This window comes from Flavobacterium sp., from assembly GCF_028712645.1.
Classification (GTDB): Bacteria; Bacteroidota; Bacteroidia; order Flavobacteriales; family Flavobacteriaceae; genus Flavobacterium.
Genome location: NZ_JAQTPQ010000068.1, coordinates 1 through 15181, shown reverse-complemented (window position 1 = coordinate 15181; position 15181 = coordinate 1). Strand labels below are relative to the sequence as shown.

17 protein-coding genes are annotated in these 15181 nt (G+C 33.6%); 9 read left to right on the top strand and 8 right to left on the bottom strand.

Annotated features, from left to right (window positions below; translation table 11 throughout):
- On the top strand, positions 1-473 hold a 473-nt coding region (locus tag PHC28_RS07070), incomplete at its 5' end, for a sigma-70 family RNA polymerase sigma factor (protein WP_300097699.1).
- 5 nt (positions 474-478) lie between these two features.
- Entirely contained in the window at positions 479-1087 is a 609-nt protein-coding gene (locus tag PHC28_RS07065; protein WP_300097696.1) for a hypothetical protein, read from the top strand.
- A gap of 7 nt (positions 1088-1094) precedes the next feature.
- Here PHC28_RS07065 and PHC28_RS07060 read toward each other — a convergent pair whose 3' ends face one another.
- Together PHC28_RS07060 and PHC28_RS07055 are read right to left on the bottom strand one after the other, a co-directional pair.
- Entirely contained in the window at positions 1095-1904 is an 810-nt protein-coding gene (locus PHC28_RS07060) for a 1-acyl-sn-glycerol-3-phosphate acyltransferase (protein ID WP_300097694.1), read from the bottom strand.
- 50 nt (positions 1905-1954) lie between these two features.
- A complete protein-coding gene (locus tag PHC28_RS07055; protein WP_300097692.1) occupies positions 1955-2593 on the bottom strand; it encodes a CoA pyrophosphatase in 639 nt (212 codons plus the stop codon).
- A gap of 109 nt (positions 2594-2702) precedes the next feature.
- On the opposite strand from PHC28_RS07055, the gene PHC28_RS07050 reads away from it, so the two are divergent.
- Positions 2703-3146 (top strand): DUF4268 domain-containing protein, encoded by a 444-nt coding sequence (locus PHC28_RS07050; RefSeq protein WP_300097690.1) that lies wholly within the window; start codon positions 2703-2705, stop codon positions 3144-3146.
- Position 3147: 1 nt separating this feature from the next.
- Here PHC28_RS07050 and PHC28_RS07045 read toward each other — a convergent pair whose 3' ends face one another.
- From PHC28_RS07045 to PHC28_RS07020, 6 genes are all read right to left on the bottom strand, one after another.
- Positions 3148-3378 (bottom strand): DUF3820 family protein, encoded by a 231-nt coding sequence (locus PHC28_RS07045; RefSeq protein WP_300097688.1) that lies wholly within the window; start codon positions 3376-3378, stop codon positions 3148-3150.
- A 95-nt stretch (positions 3379-3473) separates the two neighbouring features.
- The gene (locus PHC28_RS07040) at positions 3474-3875 is read right to left on the bottom strand and encodes an OsmC family protein (protein WP_300097686.1); all 402 of its coding nucleotides are present in this window, start codon (positions 3873-3875) and stop codon (positions 3474-3476) included.
- Positions 3875-5797 (bottom strand): LysM peptidoglycan-binding domain-containing protein, encoded by a 1923-nt coding sequence (locus tag PHC28_RS07035; protein WP_300097684.1) that lies wholly within the window; start codon positions 5795-5797, stop codon positions 3875-3877. The genes PHC28_RS07040 and PHC28_RS07035 overlap by 1 nt, the downstream gene beginning before the upstream one ends.
- A 105-nt stretch (positions 5798-5902) precedes the next feature.
- Positions 5903-7432, bottom strand: coding sequence for a glutamine-hydrolyzing GMP synthase (gene guaA / locus PHC28_RS07030; RefSeq protein WP_300097682.1), 1530 nt, complete (start codon positions 7430-7432; stop codon positions 5903-5905).
- A 60-nt stretch (positions 7433-7492) separates the two neighbouring features.
- A complete protein-coding gene (locus PHC28_RS07025) occupies positions 7493-8164 on the bottom strand; it encodes a hypothetical protein (RefSeq protein ID WP_300097680.1) in 672 nt (223 codons plus the stop codon).
- Positions 8165-8304: 140 nt separating this feature from the next.
- Complete coding sequence (locus PHC28_RS07020) at positions 8305-8904, bottom strand: hypothetical protein (RefSeq protein ID WP_300097678.1); 600 nt, start codon at positions 8902-8904, stop codon at positions 8305-8307.
- 304 nt (positions 8905-9208) lie between these two features.
- Here PHC28_RS07020 and PHC28_RS07015 point away from each other — a divergent pair, with 304 nt between their 5' ends.
- The 6 genes from PHC28_RS07015 to PHC28_RS06990 all read left to right on the top strand — a co-directional run.
- Positions 9209-9595, top strand: a complete 387-nt coding sequence (locus tag PHC28_RS07015; RefSeq protein ID WP_300097676.1) for a RidA family protein — start codon at positions 9209-9211, stop codon at positions 9593-9595.
- Positions 9596-9701: 106 nt separating this feature from the next.
- Positions 9702-10970 carry a voltage-gated chloride channel family protein gene (locus PHC28_RS07010; protein ID WP_300097674.1) on the top strand — a complete coding sequence of 423 codons (1269 nt, stop codon included), beginning with the start codon at positions 9702-9704 and terminating at the stop codon, positions 10968-10970.
- 69 nt (positions 10971-11039) lie between these two features.
- Positions 11040-12044: a bifunctional oligoribonuclease/PAP phosphatase NrnA gene (locus PHC28_RS07005; protein ID WP_300097672.1), complete on the top strand. Its 1005-nt coding sequence runs from the start codon at positions 11040-11042 to the stop codon at positions 12042-12044.
- A gap of 6 nt (positions 12045-12050) precedes the next feature.
- Positions 12051-12689 carry a gliding motility-associated peptidyl-prolyl isomerase GldI gene (gene gldI / locus PHC28_RS07000; protein ID WP_300097670.1) on the top strand — a complete coding sequence of 213 codons (639 nt, stop codon included), beginning with the start codon at positions 12051-12053 and terminating at the stop codon, positions 12687-12689.
- Positions 12690-12708: 19 nt separating this feature from the next.
- Positions 12709-13821, top strand: a complete 1113-nt coding sequence (locus PHC28_RS06995; RefSeq protein ID WP_300097668.1) for a peptidylprolyl isomerase — start codon at positions 12709-12711, stop codon at positions 13819-13821.
- Between the two features lie 208 nt (positions 13822-14029).
- Positions 14030-15181, top strand: a 1152-nt coding sequence (locus tag PHC28_RS06990) for a peptidylprolyl isomerase (RefSeq protein ID WP_300097666.1), incomplete at its 3' end; no start/stop codon positions are given.

Sequence of the window (15181 nt, the reverse complement as noted above, 5' to 3'; positions counted from 1 at the left end):
CTTTTGTGCAGCAATTGAAGGCCAATCAGAATATAATCCACAAAATTTGTAGGTTATATACGAATGGTGAGGATGCGCACAAGGATTTGTTTCAGGAAATCACGATTCAGTTGTGGAAGGCTTTTCCGAAGTTTCGTGGTGACAGTAAGTTTTCGACATGGGCCTATCGAGTCGCATTGAATACAGCCATTACTTTGTACCGAAAAAGCACTCGATCGGTCAAGACGGTGGATTATGAAAATCATCAATTTTTTATCAGTCAAGAAGATTATAACTACGAAGAGGAAGAACGGCTGAAGTTGATGTACAACGCAGTTTATCAATTGAATGATATTGAAAAAGCCTTGATTTTCATGTATCTTGAAGACAAGGACTACAAGGAAATTTCGGAGACTTTAGGAATTAGCGAAGTGAATACAAGAGTGAAAATGAATAGAATAAAAGGGAAATTAAAAAAAATATTAAATCCTTAATGATTATGAAAGAGCTGGATTTATTAAAGAAAGATTGGCAGAAAAACAATGTCTTTGAACAGGTTTCGGAAGTGGAAATTTACAAAATGTTGCATACAAAATCTTCTTCGATTGTGAAGTGGATTTTGATTGTGAGCATTTTGGAGTTTATTATTCTGAATGGAATTGGATATCTAATTGGCGATAGAGGTTATGCTAAATTTTTGGCTATGCACCCATTTATAAATTTTTTAGAGAAATTTAATTATATTGTTGTCATTGTATTTATCTATTTGTTTTATAGAAATTACAAAGATATATCAGTGTTACAATCTTCAAAGACGCTTATAGAACATATACTAAAAACCAGAAAAATTGTCACCTACTACATTTATTGGAATATTTTTATAGGAGGTGTTTCAGGAGCGATAGGAGGAATTGAAAGTTTTAGTGCGGGATGGAATTCTACAGGACCTCAAAAAGAGCATATTAATATCGAGGTAAACTACATTACAATTATTGCTATGGCACTATTAATAATGGGTGGAATCTGGTTGTTTTACAAGATATTATATGGCGGTTTCCTTAAAAAATTAAAACAAAATAATGAAGAATTAAAGAAAATAGATTTATAAAAAAGAATCAATATTCCCATTTTCTCAATCTGTTTAATTCTTCCGCTACCTTTATCTCTTCGGCAGGAATCACTTTCAGAAACGAGGGATGTTGCTCGATGGCATATTCTACTTTTTCGACAATTTGATCAATAGTATCATTGTCATAATCAATTTCTAATGGCGATTTGATAATAAAAGATTGCAAAATATCTTTCTTTTTCATTCGCAATCCTTTTTTGTCAAACGAACGACGGAAACCGTCAATTACTATTGGAACAACAATTGGTTTGTATTGCTTAATGATATGTGCAGTTCCTTTGCGAACTGGTTTGAATGATTTTGTTGTGCCTTGAGGAAAAGTAATTACCCAACCATCTTGTAGTGCAATTCCAATATTCTCAGTGTCGTTAGGGTTAACTTCGCGTTTTTCCTGTACATCTTTTCCTCCAGCTCTCCAAGTTCTTTCGACTGTTATAGCACCAATGTAGGATAAAATTCTAGGCAACAATCCTGCTTGCATCGTCTCTTTGGCAGCTACATAATAGATATTCAACTTGGGTTGCCAGATATATCCCAAGTTTTTTATGGAATCTTCACGACCACTCAAACTGGCATTAAAAACGTGAAACATAGCCACGACATCGGCAAAATAAGTTTGATGATTGGATATAAAAAGGATGTTAGTGTCTGGTAAATTACTAATAATTTCGGAACCTTCAATTTGTAAATCATTGAAGCCTCTATAGCGTTTGTGTGTTAAAACCGCAAAAATTCGGATTAACCACTTCTTGATAAAAAGAATGTGTCCAAAAGGATTTCTCTTAAATAATCCCATAAAATTGTGTGTGTTGTAAAATTGGATTACAAACTTACGAAAATAATAATTTAAAGTATATTTTTCAAGACTTCTTTCAGTTCGCTTAACATCATTGCAGTGGCTCCCCAAACAATATGTTCCTCGATTTTGAAAGCTGGTATAAGTATATTTTCAGCATACGAGGTAGTCATTGTCGTGCTAATAATTATCTCATCACTTAAAAAATCAGATAATGGCAATTCGATAATTTTAGCTACCTCATCTAGATCAGGCGTGAAAATAAGTTCGTCCCTGCAAATTCCCAAAAAAGGATACACCATAAAATTGCTTGGCGGAATATACAAATGCGTGAAAGGCATAATGATTTCAATACTTTCGGGAGGAATTCCTATTTCTTCGTGGGTTTCACGCAAAGCAGTATTTTCGAAATTTTGATCTATAGTCTCATATTTTCCTCCTGGAAATGCAATTTGTGCCGAATGAACTCCTTCATAAGAATTCCGAACAATAAGCACCAAATGCGTCTTCCCGTTTTTGGGATAAAACAACATCATTACAGCAGCAGTTTTGGGATTTTTACTTTCAATTTCTTTACTATCGTAATTACGAATTCGTTCTAAAGGTGCCATTTTATAATGCGCCTCACTGGCTGGAAGTGTTACTCCCACTAATTTTGGAACATATTCTAAAAAATCTTGGAAATCCATAATCAAAGTTTATTTTTGCACTATAAACACGTTTTGTAAATATATGCAATTTCAATAGCAATGGCAATTGAAAATTCAACAAACAACAAACCATAAACTACAAATTATAATGTATAGCAAAGAGGAAACTCAAAGATTAAAGCGGGAATTCTGGGTTGCTTTTGCAGAAAAATACCCTAGAAAATGGGTTTTATACGACACCAAAATCAAAGATTTTTCTTTTAAATTTTATGTTGACAACAAAAAAGCGCAGGTTTTAATTGATATCGAAAATCGAAATGAGGAAACCCGAAAAATTTATTTTGAAAAAATGGAATCCTTAAAAAGCATATTGGAAGCAGATTTTATTGAAGATTTAGTTTTCGAAAAGAACTTTACCCTCGAAAACGGAAAAACCATCAGCCGTATTTGGGTCGAAAAATTAGGTGTAGGCGTTAGTAATAAAAAGTATTGGGATGAAATTTTCGATTTCTTCAACGAAAAAATGCACGCTGTAGAAATGTTTTATTTAGAATATGGAGATTACATTCGGGATTTAGAAATGAATACTTAAATCAAGGTTTGGGATATCGTTTTCTAATATTGCGGATTAACTCTTCGAGACCGTTAAGTTTTAATTCGTAAACCAGTTGCAGTTGCTCGCCTAATTCTCCTTTTGGAAAACCTTTATTGGAATACCAAACCACATAATATTCCGGCAGATCGATAAGATGTTTGCCTTCATATTTGCCAAAAGGCATTTTAGTGTGGGCAAGTTTGATGAGTTGTTTTTGGTCTTGATCCAAGTTTAAAAAGTTTAAAAAGTTTAAAAGTTTAAAAGTTTAAAATTTAACCTAAAAACTGATTATAACAAGCGTTTTGAAATCGAGTGGAAACTAATTTATTTCCAATTAAACGTAATTTCCTTTTCAATATCCGTGTTTAAACTCAATAAAACAGGACAGTTCATAGCTACTCTTTCTAAAATCGTTTTGTTTTTATCGGTTGTAGCAATTGCCATATCTAAAACAATAATAATTTTGGCAATTTTTCTTGGTTCGGCTTGCATAATTTTGGTCACTGAGACTGTAGAACCAACTAAATCGAAATCTAAATCCTTTGATTTTATTGCCATAATCGAGACCATACAACTTCCGAGTGCATTAGCAACTAAATCCGTTGGCGAGAATGCTTCGCCTTTTCCGTGGTTATCCGTTGGCGCATCCGAAAGAATTTCTGTTCCTGATTGCAAGTGAGTCGAAGTGGTTCTTAAATCGCCTAAGTAAGTTATTTTTGATGTCATTAATTCGCTTCTTTTATGGTTAAATCGGAATCGTAATATAAGATAAACACGCCTTTATTAGCATAGCCACCGTCTTCTTTTTTATAATATTCGAATTTATTATCTACTTGCTCCGTTGCAATAGTTTCCGCTGTTTCTTGATAACTTTTGTCTTGTGACAAACGCATCATCGTGTCAAACGTAACATCAAAACCACGCGTGGCATAAGTTGATGGGTAAATATTATTTTCTTTTCTATATTTATTTTCGAAAATAAATGCCTCTGGAGATTCATTTTCTCTAGTCGTTGAAGGATACATCAATTTTAATTTAACCAAGTTTGTGAAATTAATTTCATCCGTTTCCAATGTGTCATTCGATTCCAAAATAACTAATTGTACATTATAACCTGAATCCAACGCTTCTACCATTGTTTTTATCGTCAGTTTAATCATCATTGTGTTACCCGTTTCCATAACCACATAGTTCATCCTATCTTTTGCAAACAAACTTTTCAAACTTTCGGCAGATAAAGTTCCGTTGTCATTCATCGCTGCAAATTGAACTCCTTTCTGATTTCCTTTAATATACTGAATTATAGATTCTTTTTTCTTATCGATTACGGCAATAATATTTCCTCCTTTTGCTCGCATATAATTGAACATCGCATTTTTTGTAACCTCGCTACTTGGAATGGTTTGGTACAAATTAGCATAAGGATTTCCTATATCTTTTGATAAAGGTGAAATCACGGGAACGTTATTTTTGCCAACAATACTAGCTGTTGTTTCTGCATTATTTTGATAAAAAGGACCAATTATTGCATCCGCGTTTTGGAGATTATTTTCTCTGATAATGTTTGCAACATTTGAAGTGTTTTTGGTTTCTTGAGAATCAAAAATACTCACATCAACAGTAATTCCAAGACTTTTAGCCGAATCTATTGCCATTAAAGCACCTGAATAAAAATCAAGCGTCATATTCAAAAATTTGTCCTTTTTTAATCGCATCGAGGTCGAATTTACGGTATCGCTTTCGATTTTGGAAAGATTAAATGGCATCAACAAAACAATTTTTTTTCGGGATGTATTATTGTTTATTTTAGATAGAGAAACATATTCTTTTTTCGCCTCTTGAGGAATCGAACTTGTTGAAGGTACTTTCAAAATCATCCCTATTTCAACACCATCGACCAAAGCTGGATTTAATTTTATCAATTCTGCTTGTTCCAAACCGGTCATTTTCGATAAACTATACAAGGTTTCTTTTGGTTTTACCTCATAATCAACATAAGTAATGGCTGGAGCTTTTGTAGCAATTGGTTTTGGTGTTTCTTTTTTTGGTTCAACAACCGCCACTTTATCAGCTTTTGGAGCAGTTCCCTTAATTATCAATTTGTATCCAATGGGTAAATTAGGAATCACTTCTGGATTTCTTTTTTCCAATTCTTGGATGGTAATTCCGTATTGTTTGGCAATGGAATATTTTGTTTCCTTTGGAAGTACTTCGTGATAAACCACTTTTTCCTGAGTTGAAACCATTGTTTTCGCAACTGAATTCGAAGGAATTGAAAGCGTTTGACCAATTTGTAAACCCTCTTTTTCAAGAAATGGATTGGCTTTTTTTAAAACTTCATCCGAAACATTGTATTTTTTTTCAATACCATATAAAGTTTCTTTGGATTCAACTTGATGGGATATAGTTTGTGCATTTACTTTTTGAATTCCACCTTTTTTTGGAATAAGCAAAATGCTATTTAGTTTTAATCCGCTTTGAGCATCTGGGTTTAGTTTATAAATATCATAAGGGGTGACGCTATATTTTTGAGCAATTTGGATTATAGTTTCCCCTTTTTCAACTTTATGTGTGATACTTTTTTCTTGGGAAAAACTATTTAAAGAAAAAGCCAAAGTAGTTAAACAAACCGTTATAAAATATTTCATCCTTTTGATAGTATAAAAAAATTAGTTTTTCAAAGATAGCAAAACGGCATCAAATTTTATTCCAAAATCTGATACCGTTTTTTTATAATTAACATTAAAAATGCATTATTCCCACTCGATAGTTGCTGGCGGTTTTGAACTAATGTCATAAACAACACGATTCACACCTTTCACTTTATTGATAATATCATTAGATACTTTCATCAAGAAATCATACGGTAAATGTACCCAATCAGCAGTCATTCCATCAGTAGATTCAACTGCCCGAAGCGCCACCACTTTTTCGTAAGTACGCTCATCCCCCATTTCACCCACACTGTTTACAGGAAGCAAAATTGTTCCTGCTTGCCAAACTTTATCATACAATCCCCAAGATTTTAAACCGTCGATAAAAACTTTATCAACATCTTGTAAGATTTGAACTTTTTCTAAAGTAATATCACCTAAAATTCGAATAGACAATCCAGGTCCAGGAAAAGGATGTCTTCCCAATAATTCTGAATCTATTCCTAAAGTTGCTCCTACTCTACGCACTTCGTCTTTGAAAAGCATACGCAAAGGTTCTACCACTTTCAATTTCATATAATCAGGCAAACCACCCACATTATGGTGCGATTTGATAGTTGCCGATGGTCCTTTTACAGAAACCGACTCGATTACGTCAGGATAAATAGTTCCTTGAGCTAACCAAGTTACATTTTCGATAAGATGTGATTCTGCATCAAAAACTTCGATAAATGCATTACCAATGGCTTTTCTTTTTAATTCTGGATCCGTAACTCCTGCTAAAGCATCATAAAAACGTTGGGAAGCATCCACTCCTTTCACGTTCAACCCCATTCCTTCGTATTGATCTAAAACACTTTGGAATTCATTTTTTCTAAGCAAACCATTATTTACAAAAATACAATAGAGATTTTTACCAATAGCTTTATTCAATAAAACGGCAGCTACAGTAGAGTCAACTCCTCCAGAAAGACCTAAAACTACTTTGTCATTTCCGATTTTCTCTTTCATTTCAGCTACGATTTCTTCAACGAAAGCGTTTGGTGTGAAATTTTGAGGAACCTCGGCGATTTTTACCAAGAAATTCTCCAACATTTTAGAACCATCTGTAGAGTGAAAAACTTCAGGATGGTATTGAATGGCATAAGTAGTTTCTCCTTCGATTTTGTAAGCTGCATATTCTACATCGTGAGTACTAGCAAGTTTAACACCATTAGTTGGTAAAGCCTTGATACTATCACTATGACTCATCCAAACTTGGCTGTTTTCAGAAACGCCATCAAAGAAAGTTTCACCTTCTTTAATATAAGATAAATTAGCTCTACCATATTCTCTTGTATTAGATGCAGCAACTTCGCCTCCACTAAAATGGGCTAAATATTGCGCTCCGTAACAAACGGCAAGCATTGGTAATTTGCCTCTAATTTGAGATAAATCAGGATGTGGTGCATCTTCTGAACGAACAGAAAATGGACTTCCACCAAGAATTACGGCTTTATAACTTGATAAATCATCTGGGAAATGATTGTATGGAAATATTTCGCAGAAAATATTTAATTCGCGAACTCTACGGGCAATAAGTTGTGTGTATTGCGATCCGAAATCTAAAATAAGTACGTTGTGTTGCATTCGGCAAAAATACTTTATATAATTGGGATTGAAAAATTGAATTTTGAAAAATATTAATTTCTATTCTTTAAGAATGGTAATAGTCGCTTTATATCCCGAGAAAAGATTCCACTGGCTAGCCTTTATAAGAATTCCTTGTTCGTCAAAGATTTGAAATTCTGCAGTATTTGGACTATACATTCCTTCGTTTAATGCAAGAAAAGACAAATCATTTGACCCTTTTTTTAAGGTAATATCGAAACTTCTATATTCACCTCCCATAGTAATTTTTCCTATAATTGGAATTTCATTTTGGATAACTTCAATTTCATCCCCATCCACTTCGCCAAAATCTCTATATACTATTTTCAATATGGTTGATTTAGTTGTAAGACCTCCTAAATCTTGATTTCTACGATAAGCAGTTCCTTCATTTAATGGGGTTTTATTTAATTTTTCGGCAACTTTATCTCCAGGATTTACAAACTTATTTTTTGTAGTCATTGAAAAATCATTAGTTGTTCCCATTTGAAACGAATTATTAGGCTTGGGTTTTGTATTTAAAATATTGATGTTTGCAAATACACTAGGTGGAGTAATACTTGGTGTTTGTGGAGTTTGTGGGTTAACTTTTTTAGATTTCAAATCTGTATTAAGTGGCGGAATTGCTTTAAATTTATTACTAAATTCACTTTGTCCAAAGCTTTTTGATGCAACACAAATAAAAGTAAAAATGAATAGAATTTGTTTCATATATATTAGCTATTGATAAATCAATATTTGTAAAAAATTTAAAAATAAAAAAATCAATGGTTTAAAATCACAAAAATAGCATAATTTAATTTTCTTTAACTTATTGCTTTATTCTAAAATTAAATTTAAAAACAATCTTTTTATTCTTTCACCAATAAAATAGTAGCCTTGTAACCTGTACCAACATTCCATTGACTTGCTGATACAACAACTCCTTCACCATCAAATACCTCAAATTGAGCTGTGTTGGGTGATGCAAAACCTTCATTCAAAGCTTCAAAATCAATTCTGTTTTCACCAGTTTCTAAGTTAATTTTGAATCCTTGAAACTCTCCATCCAAAACCACTTCAGGCTGAATTATTTTACCATTCAAAAAAACTCTTATCTTATCACCATCCACGAAAGCAGCATCGCGATATCGAATTGTCGATGTAAATGATTTCGTTTTAAAACTACCTAAATATTGATTTCGTCTATAAAATATACCCTCCGAATTTGATTCTTTTTTATATAGACTAGTATCTTTAAAAAGATCTTCAGGATTAAATTGCGGCACTGAATCCAGTTTTTTTACAACATCTGGCGGCGTGATTTTTGGAGAAACAACTTTTGGAGGAATGACTTCCTTAATTTTAGATTTCTTGGCAGGAATTGGCTTAAATTTGGTATCAAATTCCACCTGAGCGTATCCATTCAAAGACAAACCTATTACAATAACATAGAACAATATTTTTTTCATAGCACTTAATGATTAGTAATAAGATAATCTATAGGTTATAACACTCAATTGTAGCATTTATTACATTTTAAGAAAACCTTTACTCAATAATTAACTGAAACTCTTTGAGTACAATTCGGTCCATTATTTTAAAGTATAGAAACATAGTTTAAATAATAAAAATAGGTTGTAGTACTTAACTATTTAATCAAAAATCAGGATTTTTTATATCTCTATTTTTTCCTAAATTGCAAAAAATATACCAGAATTCGAATTCAATTTCAAAAACATTAAAAATCAACACAATAAACTAAAAACAATCAAAATGAAAAGAGAGAATATCTTAACTGGATCACCTTGGGAAGACAAAATGGGTTACTGTCGTGCAGTACGAATTGGCAATGTCATTGAAGTTTCTGGAACAGTAGCCATTGTTGATGGCGAAAAAGTTAAGGCTGATGATGCTTATGCACAAACCTTGAATATTCTTGAACGAATAGAAAAAGTGCTCGAAGATTTAAATGCAGAAATGAAAGACGTGATTCGCACTCGAATATTTACCACCGAAATCACAAGTTTCGAAGAAGTGGCAAGAGCACATTCTACCTTTTTTAAAGACACCAAGCCTGCCACTGGATTTTATGAAGTGAGCAAATTAGTAGCTCCTGAATATTTAGTAGAAATCGAATTTACTGCTATTGTTGCTGAATAATTTTTTAAAATAAGCTATTAATTTGTCATTTCGACGAAGGAGAAATCACATAACGAGAGATTCTGATATGATTTCTCCTTCGTCGAAATGACAAAAATAAAAACAAATGAACCTAAAAAACACCATCGTTCTCGCACTCAAATGGATTTTCATTTGCGCTTTGATAGGCATTTTTTCGGGTTCAGCATCTGCTTTTCTTTTAGTTTCATTAGAATGGGCAGCACAAATTAGGAATCACCATCTTTGGATTGTTTGGCTTTTGCCAATAGGTGGACTCATCGTAGGATTGAGTTATTATTATTGGGGAAATGAAGTGGTGAAAGGCAATAATTTATTGCTCGAAGAATACGAAAATCCCCAGAAAATCATCCCTTTAAAAATGGCTCCTTTAGTATTTTTAGGAACCATTATTACTCATCTTTTTGGAGGTTCTGCTGGACGAGAAGGGACTGCGGTACAAATGGGCGGTGCTATTGCCGACCAATTCTCAAGACTGTCATCTCGAGCGCAGTCGAGAGACAAACTCGATAATTCTGGAAGAAGAACACTTATAATTCTAGGAATCAGTGCTGGATTTGCTTCGGTTTTTGGGACACCATTGGCGGGAGCTTTGTTTGCTTTGGAGGTTTTGTATTTTAGCAAAATCGATTTTAGAAGTATTGTATTGTCATTTTTAACGGCTTATATTGCTTATTTTACAGTTGAATTTTGGCAAGTAAAACACACGCATTACCGAATTTCAGTTGTACCCGAAATGACCCCAAAAGTATTACTATGGGTAATTGTAGTTAGTGTTTTATTTGGGATCGCATCGATGTTGTTTTCGAGAACAACCCATTTTTGGGGACGTTTATTTTCGAAAACCATAAAACATCCTCCGTTGCGTCCGTTTGTGGGAGGAATTATACTTGCATTTGCTTTTTATTTTATTGGCACCACAAAATTTATGGGATTGGGAATTCCTACTATTGTCGATTCTTTCATAACACCTAATCCTTCTTCTGATTTTCTACTCAAAATACTTTTTACAGGATTTACGCTTGGTGCAGGATTCAAAGGTGGTGAAGTGACACCTCTGTTTTTCGTTGGCGCAACTTTAGGAAGTGCCTTATCTGTTTTCGTTCCGCTTCCCATTGCGCTTTTGGCAGGAATGGGTTTTGTAGCTGTTTTTTCTGGAGCAACTCACACTCCTATTGCTTGCACGATTATGGGAATCGAACTTTTTGGTTTAGAAAGTGGTGTTTTCATTGGCATTGCTTGCATAGTAGCTTATTTTTCTTCGGGTTCTGTTGGTATTTACCATTCTCAAATTGTAAAAGGAGCCAAATACAAGTTGTACCAACGATTCAAAAGGAAAAGCCTTACGGATTTCTAGTGTTGTAAAAGTTTGTTAAAACTTTAAATGTTTTCAACATTACACTAAAAAAATGTAAATTCGCACACTATGAAAGAACAAGACATACAAGCGATACAACAGTTGTTATCAACTCCAAAAAAAATTGCCATTATTCCGCATCGAAATCCTGATGGAGATGCTATGGGTTCAACCCTTGGATTGTATCATTTTTTAATCAAAAATAACCACGAAGCTGTAGTTGTTTCTCCTAACGAATTTCCCGATTTTTTAGCGTGGATGCCAGGCTCAGAAAAAGTAAAAATATTCGAAAAAGACAAAATTAATTGTACCAAAATTCTCGAAGAAGCCGAACTTATTTTTACTTTAGATTTTAATGCTTTGCATCGTGTGGGCGAAATGGAAAATGTGTTGAACACGCTAAAAGTTCCCTTCATTATGATTGACCACCATCAATCGCCAGATGATTATGCCACTTACACTTATTCAGATATTGCTTTTGGTTCCACTTGCGAAATGTTGTACAATTTCATTTGCTTTCTTGAAAAAAAATCAGACATCGATAAAACCATTGGCACTTGCATTTATACGGGAATTCTAACTGATTCAGGTTCGTTTCGTTTTCCAAAAACAACAGGAACAACCCATAGAATCATTGCCAATTTAATAGATTTAGGTGTCGAAAATACCGAAATTCCAATCTTGCTTTATGACAATAGTTCTTATGGAAGATTGCAAATTCTAGGAAGAGCACTTCAAAATATGAAGATTTTTGCAGAACATAAAACGGCTTATACTACACTAACACAAGAAGAATTAAACACTTTCAACCATATTAAAGGAGATACTGAAGGCATCGTTAATTACGGTTTAAGTATCAAAGGAATTGTTTTTACAGCTATCTTTATCGAAAATAAAGAAGAAAAAATAATCAAGATTTCGTTCCGTTCGCAAGGTGATTTTGATGTGAATTTATTTGCAAGAAATTATTTTAACGGTGGAGGACATCGCAATGCTGCTGGAGGAAAATCAGAATTATCGATGGAAGCAACCGTAAATAAATTTGAAGATTTGGTAAGTAAACTAAAAATATAAAGCAGTATGAAAAATAACAAATTATTGATAATCGCGCTTTCCCTCTTTATTTTGGTTTCCAGTTGCAAGCAACATCAAGAAGCCAGAAGACCTATTTCGCAGACTTCGGGAACATTTATGAAAAAATCGGCTGAGAGAAACAGGAAATTAATTGCTGGCGAAGAAGGTCAAATCGATTCGATAATCAAGAGCAATCCTGCTGTAAAATACATTGCCTCTACCAAAGGGTATTGGTACACTTATGTAGCTCAAAACACACTCGACACTTTAACTCCAAAAAAAGGAGATGTTGCTTTTTTTGATTATGAAATAAAAGACATTAAGGGAAATATCATCTATTCCCAACTTGAATTAAGACCACAAACTTATTTAATCGATAAGCAAAATATAATGACTGGATTGAGAGAAGGCATCAAATTGATGCATAAAAACGAAAAAGTGATTTTTCTTTTTCCATCGCATATTGCTTATGGTTACCACGGTGACAACAAAAAAATAGGAACTAATCAACCTCTTTTATGCACTGTTACCCTTCATAATTTTTTACCAGAAGCAGCATTCAAAAAAGAAATTCAGCTAAAAACTGAAACACTTCAAAAACAACAAATAAACATTGAAAACAAGTCGGTAGATACTACCAAATAATAACAAATTAAATTTACCAATGAAGAAAAACATCCTACTTGCATTAATCGTTATTGCCTCTTTTTATTCTTGTAAAGAAGAAAAAAACAACCTACCTGATGGTTTATATGCCCAAATTGAAACCAATAAAGGAAACGTAATTGTACAATTGAATTATGAAAAAGCACCTGTTACAGTTGCTAATTTTGTGACATTGGCAGAAGGAAAAAATGAGTTTATCACTAATGAAAATCTCAAAAAAAGACCTTTTTATGATGGTTTAAAATTCCACAGAGTTATCAAAGATTTTATGATACAAACTGGAGATCCTTTAGGAACAGGTTCTGGAGACACAGGTTATAAATTCAAGGACGAGTTTTCAGATTTAAAATTTGACACAGCTGGCGTTTTGGCAATGGCTAATAATGGTCCTGGAACCAATAGTAGTCAGTTTTTCATAACACATCTTGAAACCCCTTGGCTTGAGGGCAAACACACTATTTTTGGACATGTTGTAGCAAATGGCATGGAAGTGGCAAACAAAATTGAACAAGGCGATGCTATGCTTAAAGTGACCATTATCCGAAATGGAAAAGCTGCAAAACAGTTTGATGCAGTAAAAATATTCCATAATTATTTCGTTGTAGAATCAGAAAATCAAAAGAAAAAACTGGAAGAAGAAGCTATTTTGGACGCAAAATACAAAACCGTTCGTGAACAAAAAGTAGCCTCTTTTGCAGCTTTAAAAGCCAAAGCAATAAAAACGCCAACAGGATTACAATATGTAATAACCAAAAAAGGTAACGGTAAAAAACCTGAAAGCGGTGCTAATATTTACATTCATTATGCAGGTTTTCTAGAAAACGGAAGCTTGTTTGATTCCAGCATTGAGGATGTGTCAAAAACTTTTGGAAAATTTGACCCTAACAGAGCTGCTCAACACGGTTATCAACCCATTCCTTTTCAAGCAGGAAAAAAAGACGGTTTGATTCCTGGTTTTATTGAAGGAATTGAAAAAATGTCATTTGGCGACAAAGCTGTGATCTTTATACCTTCCAATCTTGGTTATGGAGAAGCGGGTGCCGGTACTGTAATTCCGCCAAATACCAATATTATTTTTGAAGTTGAATTACTGGAAACAATGCCTAAATAAATGTTATGAATGTCTGCTAAAGGACAATCGGAAACATAAATTAGAATATATAAAATAAAGCTGTTTTTCCCTTGAAACCATTTAAGGATTTAAGGTTTATTAAGAATTGCAACTTAATTTTCTTAATGGTTTAAATTTGGTTTGTACAGCAAACAGTCCTAATAAATAAATTAAAAACTAAAACAAGTCTGACTTAAAATTATCTACAATGAAATCTAAAATTCTATTATTATTGTTTTTGGGAATGATGACTATTCAAGCCCAAGTTGCCAAAAAAACTGTTGTTCCGACTAAAAAAACAGTTGTTCCAGCTAAAAAACCTGTAACAACCGCAAAACCCGTTGGTAAAACACCCGCAGTAGCAGAAGGTATCTTTGCAACAATTTTAACAAACAAAGGAACCATAATTGTTCAATTAGAATATCAAAAAACGCCTATAACAGTAGCTAACTTTATCTCATTGGCCGAAGGAAAAAACACTTTTGTAACCAACGAAAAATTGAAAGCAAAACCATTTTATGATGGATTGAAATTTCACAGAGTGATTCCTGATTTTATGATTCAAGGCGGAGACCCATCAGGAAATGGTTCTGGAGGTCCTGGTTATGCGTTCAAAGATGAATTTACCGATTTGAAATTCGAAAAAGCAGGTATTTTGGCAATGGCTAATTCTGGCCCTGCAACTAATGGAAGTCAGTTTTTCATTACTCATAAAGACACACCTTGGCTAAACGGGAAACACACCATTTTTGGTCACGTAACCGAAGGTCAAGACATTGTAAATAAGATTGCTCAAGATGATGTAATACTAAAGATTACAATTACTAGAAAAGGAACTTTGGCGAAAGCGTTTAATGCTCCAAAAACATTCTCAGATTATTATGCAAACAAAGCCGAAGATGCTAAAAAGCAGGCAGTAATTGATGCTGAGAACCAGAAAAAACAAGCTGAAATTGCCGCTGAAGCCAAAAGAGTTTACCTAGAAAAATACGGTTCCGTTATCACTGCAAAAGCTGCTAATTTAGCAGAAGCAAAAGCAACTGCCACAACAACAACTTCAGGATTAGCTTATAAAATTACACAAAAAGGAACTGGAGCAAAACCTGCTGATGGTAGCACTATCTACTTTAATTATGCAGGTTATTTTGAAGATGGAACCTTATTTGATAGCAATTATGCAGACGTATGCAAAACTTACGGAAAATATGATGCCAGTAGAGATGCCCAAAACGGATACCGTGCTTTCCCTTTTCAAGCTGGGAAAAAAGATGGAATGATTCCAGGATTTCTTGAAGGATTGAGCCTAATGTCTTTTGGTGACAAAGCCGTGATTTTCATTCCTTCAAATCTTGCTTATGGC

What these genes read in the sequence shown, in the direction of transcription:
- PHC28_RS07065 (WP_300097696.1), top strand. Translation starts at nt 479, where the DNA reads ATGAAAGAGCTGGATTTATTAAAGAAAGATTGGCAGAAAAACAATGTC.
- PHC28_RS07060 (WP_300097694.1), bottom strand. Translation starts at nt 1,904, where the DNA reads ATGGGATTATTTAAGAGAAATCCTTTTGGACACATTCTTTTTATCAAG.
- PHC28_RS07055 (WP_300097692.1), bottom strand. Translation starts at nt 2,593, where the DNA reads ATGGATTTCCAAGATTTTTTAGAATATGTTCCAAAATTAGTGGGAGTA.
- PHC28_RS07050 (WP_300097690.1), top strand. Translation starts at nt 2,703, where the DNA reads ATGTATAGCAAAGAGGAAACTCAAAGATTAAAGCGGGAATTCTGGGTT.
- PHC28_RS07040 (WP_300097686.1), bottom strand. Translation starts at nt 3,875, where the DNA reads ATGACATCAAAAATAACTTACTTAGGCGATTTAAGAACCACTTCGACT.
- PHC28_RS07035 (WP_300097684.1), bottom strand. Translation starts at nt 5,797, where the DNA reads ATGAAATATTTTATAACGGTTTGTTTAACTACTTTGGCTTTTTCTTTA.
- guaA (WP_300097682.1), bottom strand. Translation starts at nt 7,432, where the DNA reads ATGCAACACAACGTACTTATTTTAGATTTCGGATCGCAATACACACAA.
- PHC28_RS07025 (WP_300097680.1), bottom strand. Translation starts at nt 8,164, where the DNA reads ATGAAACAAATTCTATTCATTTTTACTTTTATTTGTGTTGCATCAAAA.
- PHC28_RS07020 (WP_300097678.1), bottom strand. Translation starts at nt 8,904, where the DNA reads ATGAAAAAAATATTGTTCTATGTTATTGTAATAGGTTTGTCTTTGAAT.
- PHC28_RS07015 (WP_300097676.1), top strand. Translation starts at nt 9,209, where the DNA reads ATGAAAAGAGAGAATATCTTAACTGGATCACCTTGGGAAGACAAAATG.
- PHC28_RS07010 (WP_300097674.1), top strand. Translation starts at nt 9,702, where the DNA reads ATGAACCTAAAAAACACCATCGTTCTCGCACTCAAATGGATTTTCATT.
- PHC28_RS07005 (WP_300097672.1), top strand. Translation starts at nt 11,040, where the DNA reads ATGAAAGAACAAGACATACAAGCGATACAACAGTTGTTATCAACTCCA.
- gldI (WP_300097670.1), top strand. Translation starts at nt 12,051, where the DNA reads ATGAAAAATAACAAATTATTGATAATCGCGCTTTCCCTCTTTATTTTG.
- PHC28_RS06995 (WP_300097668.1), top strand. Translation starts at nt 12,709, where the DNA reads ATGAAGAAAAACATCCTACTTGCATTAATCGTTATTGCCTCTTTTTAT.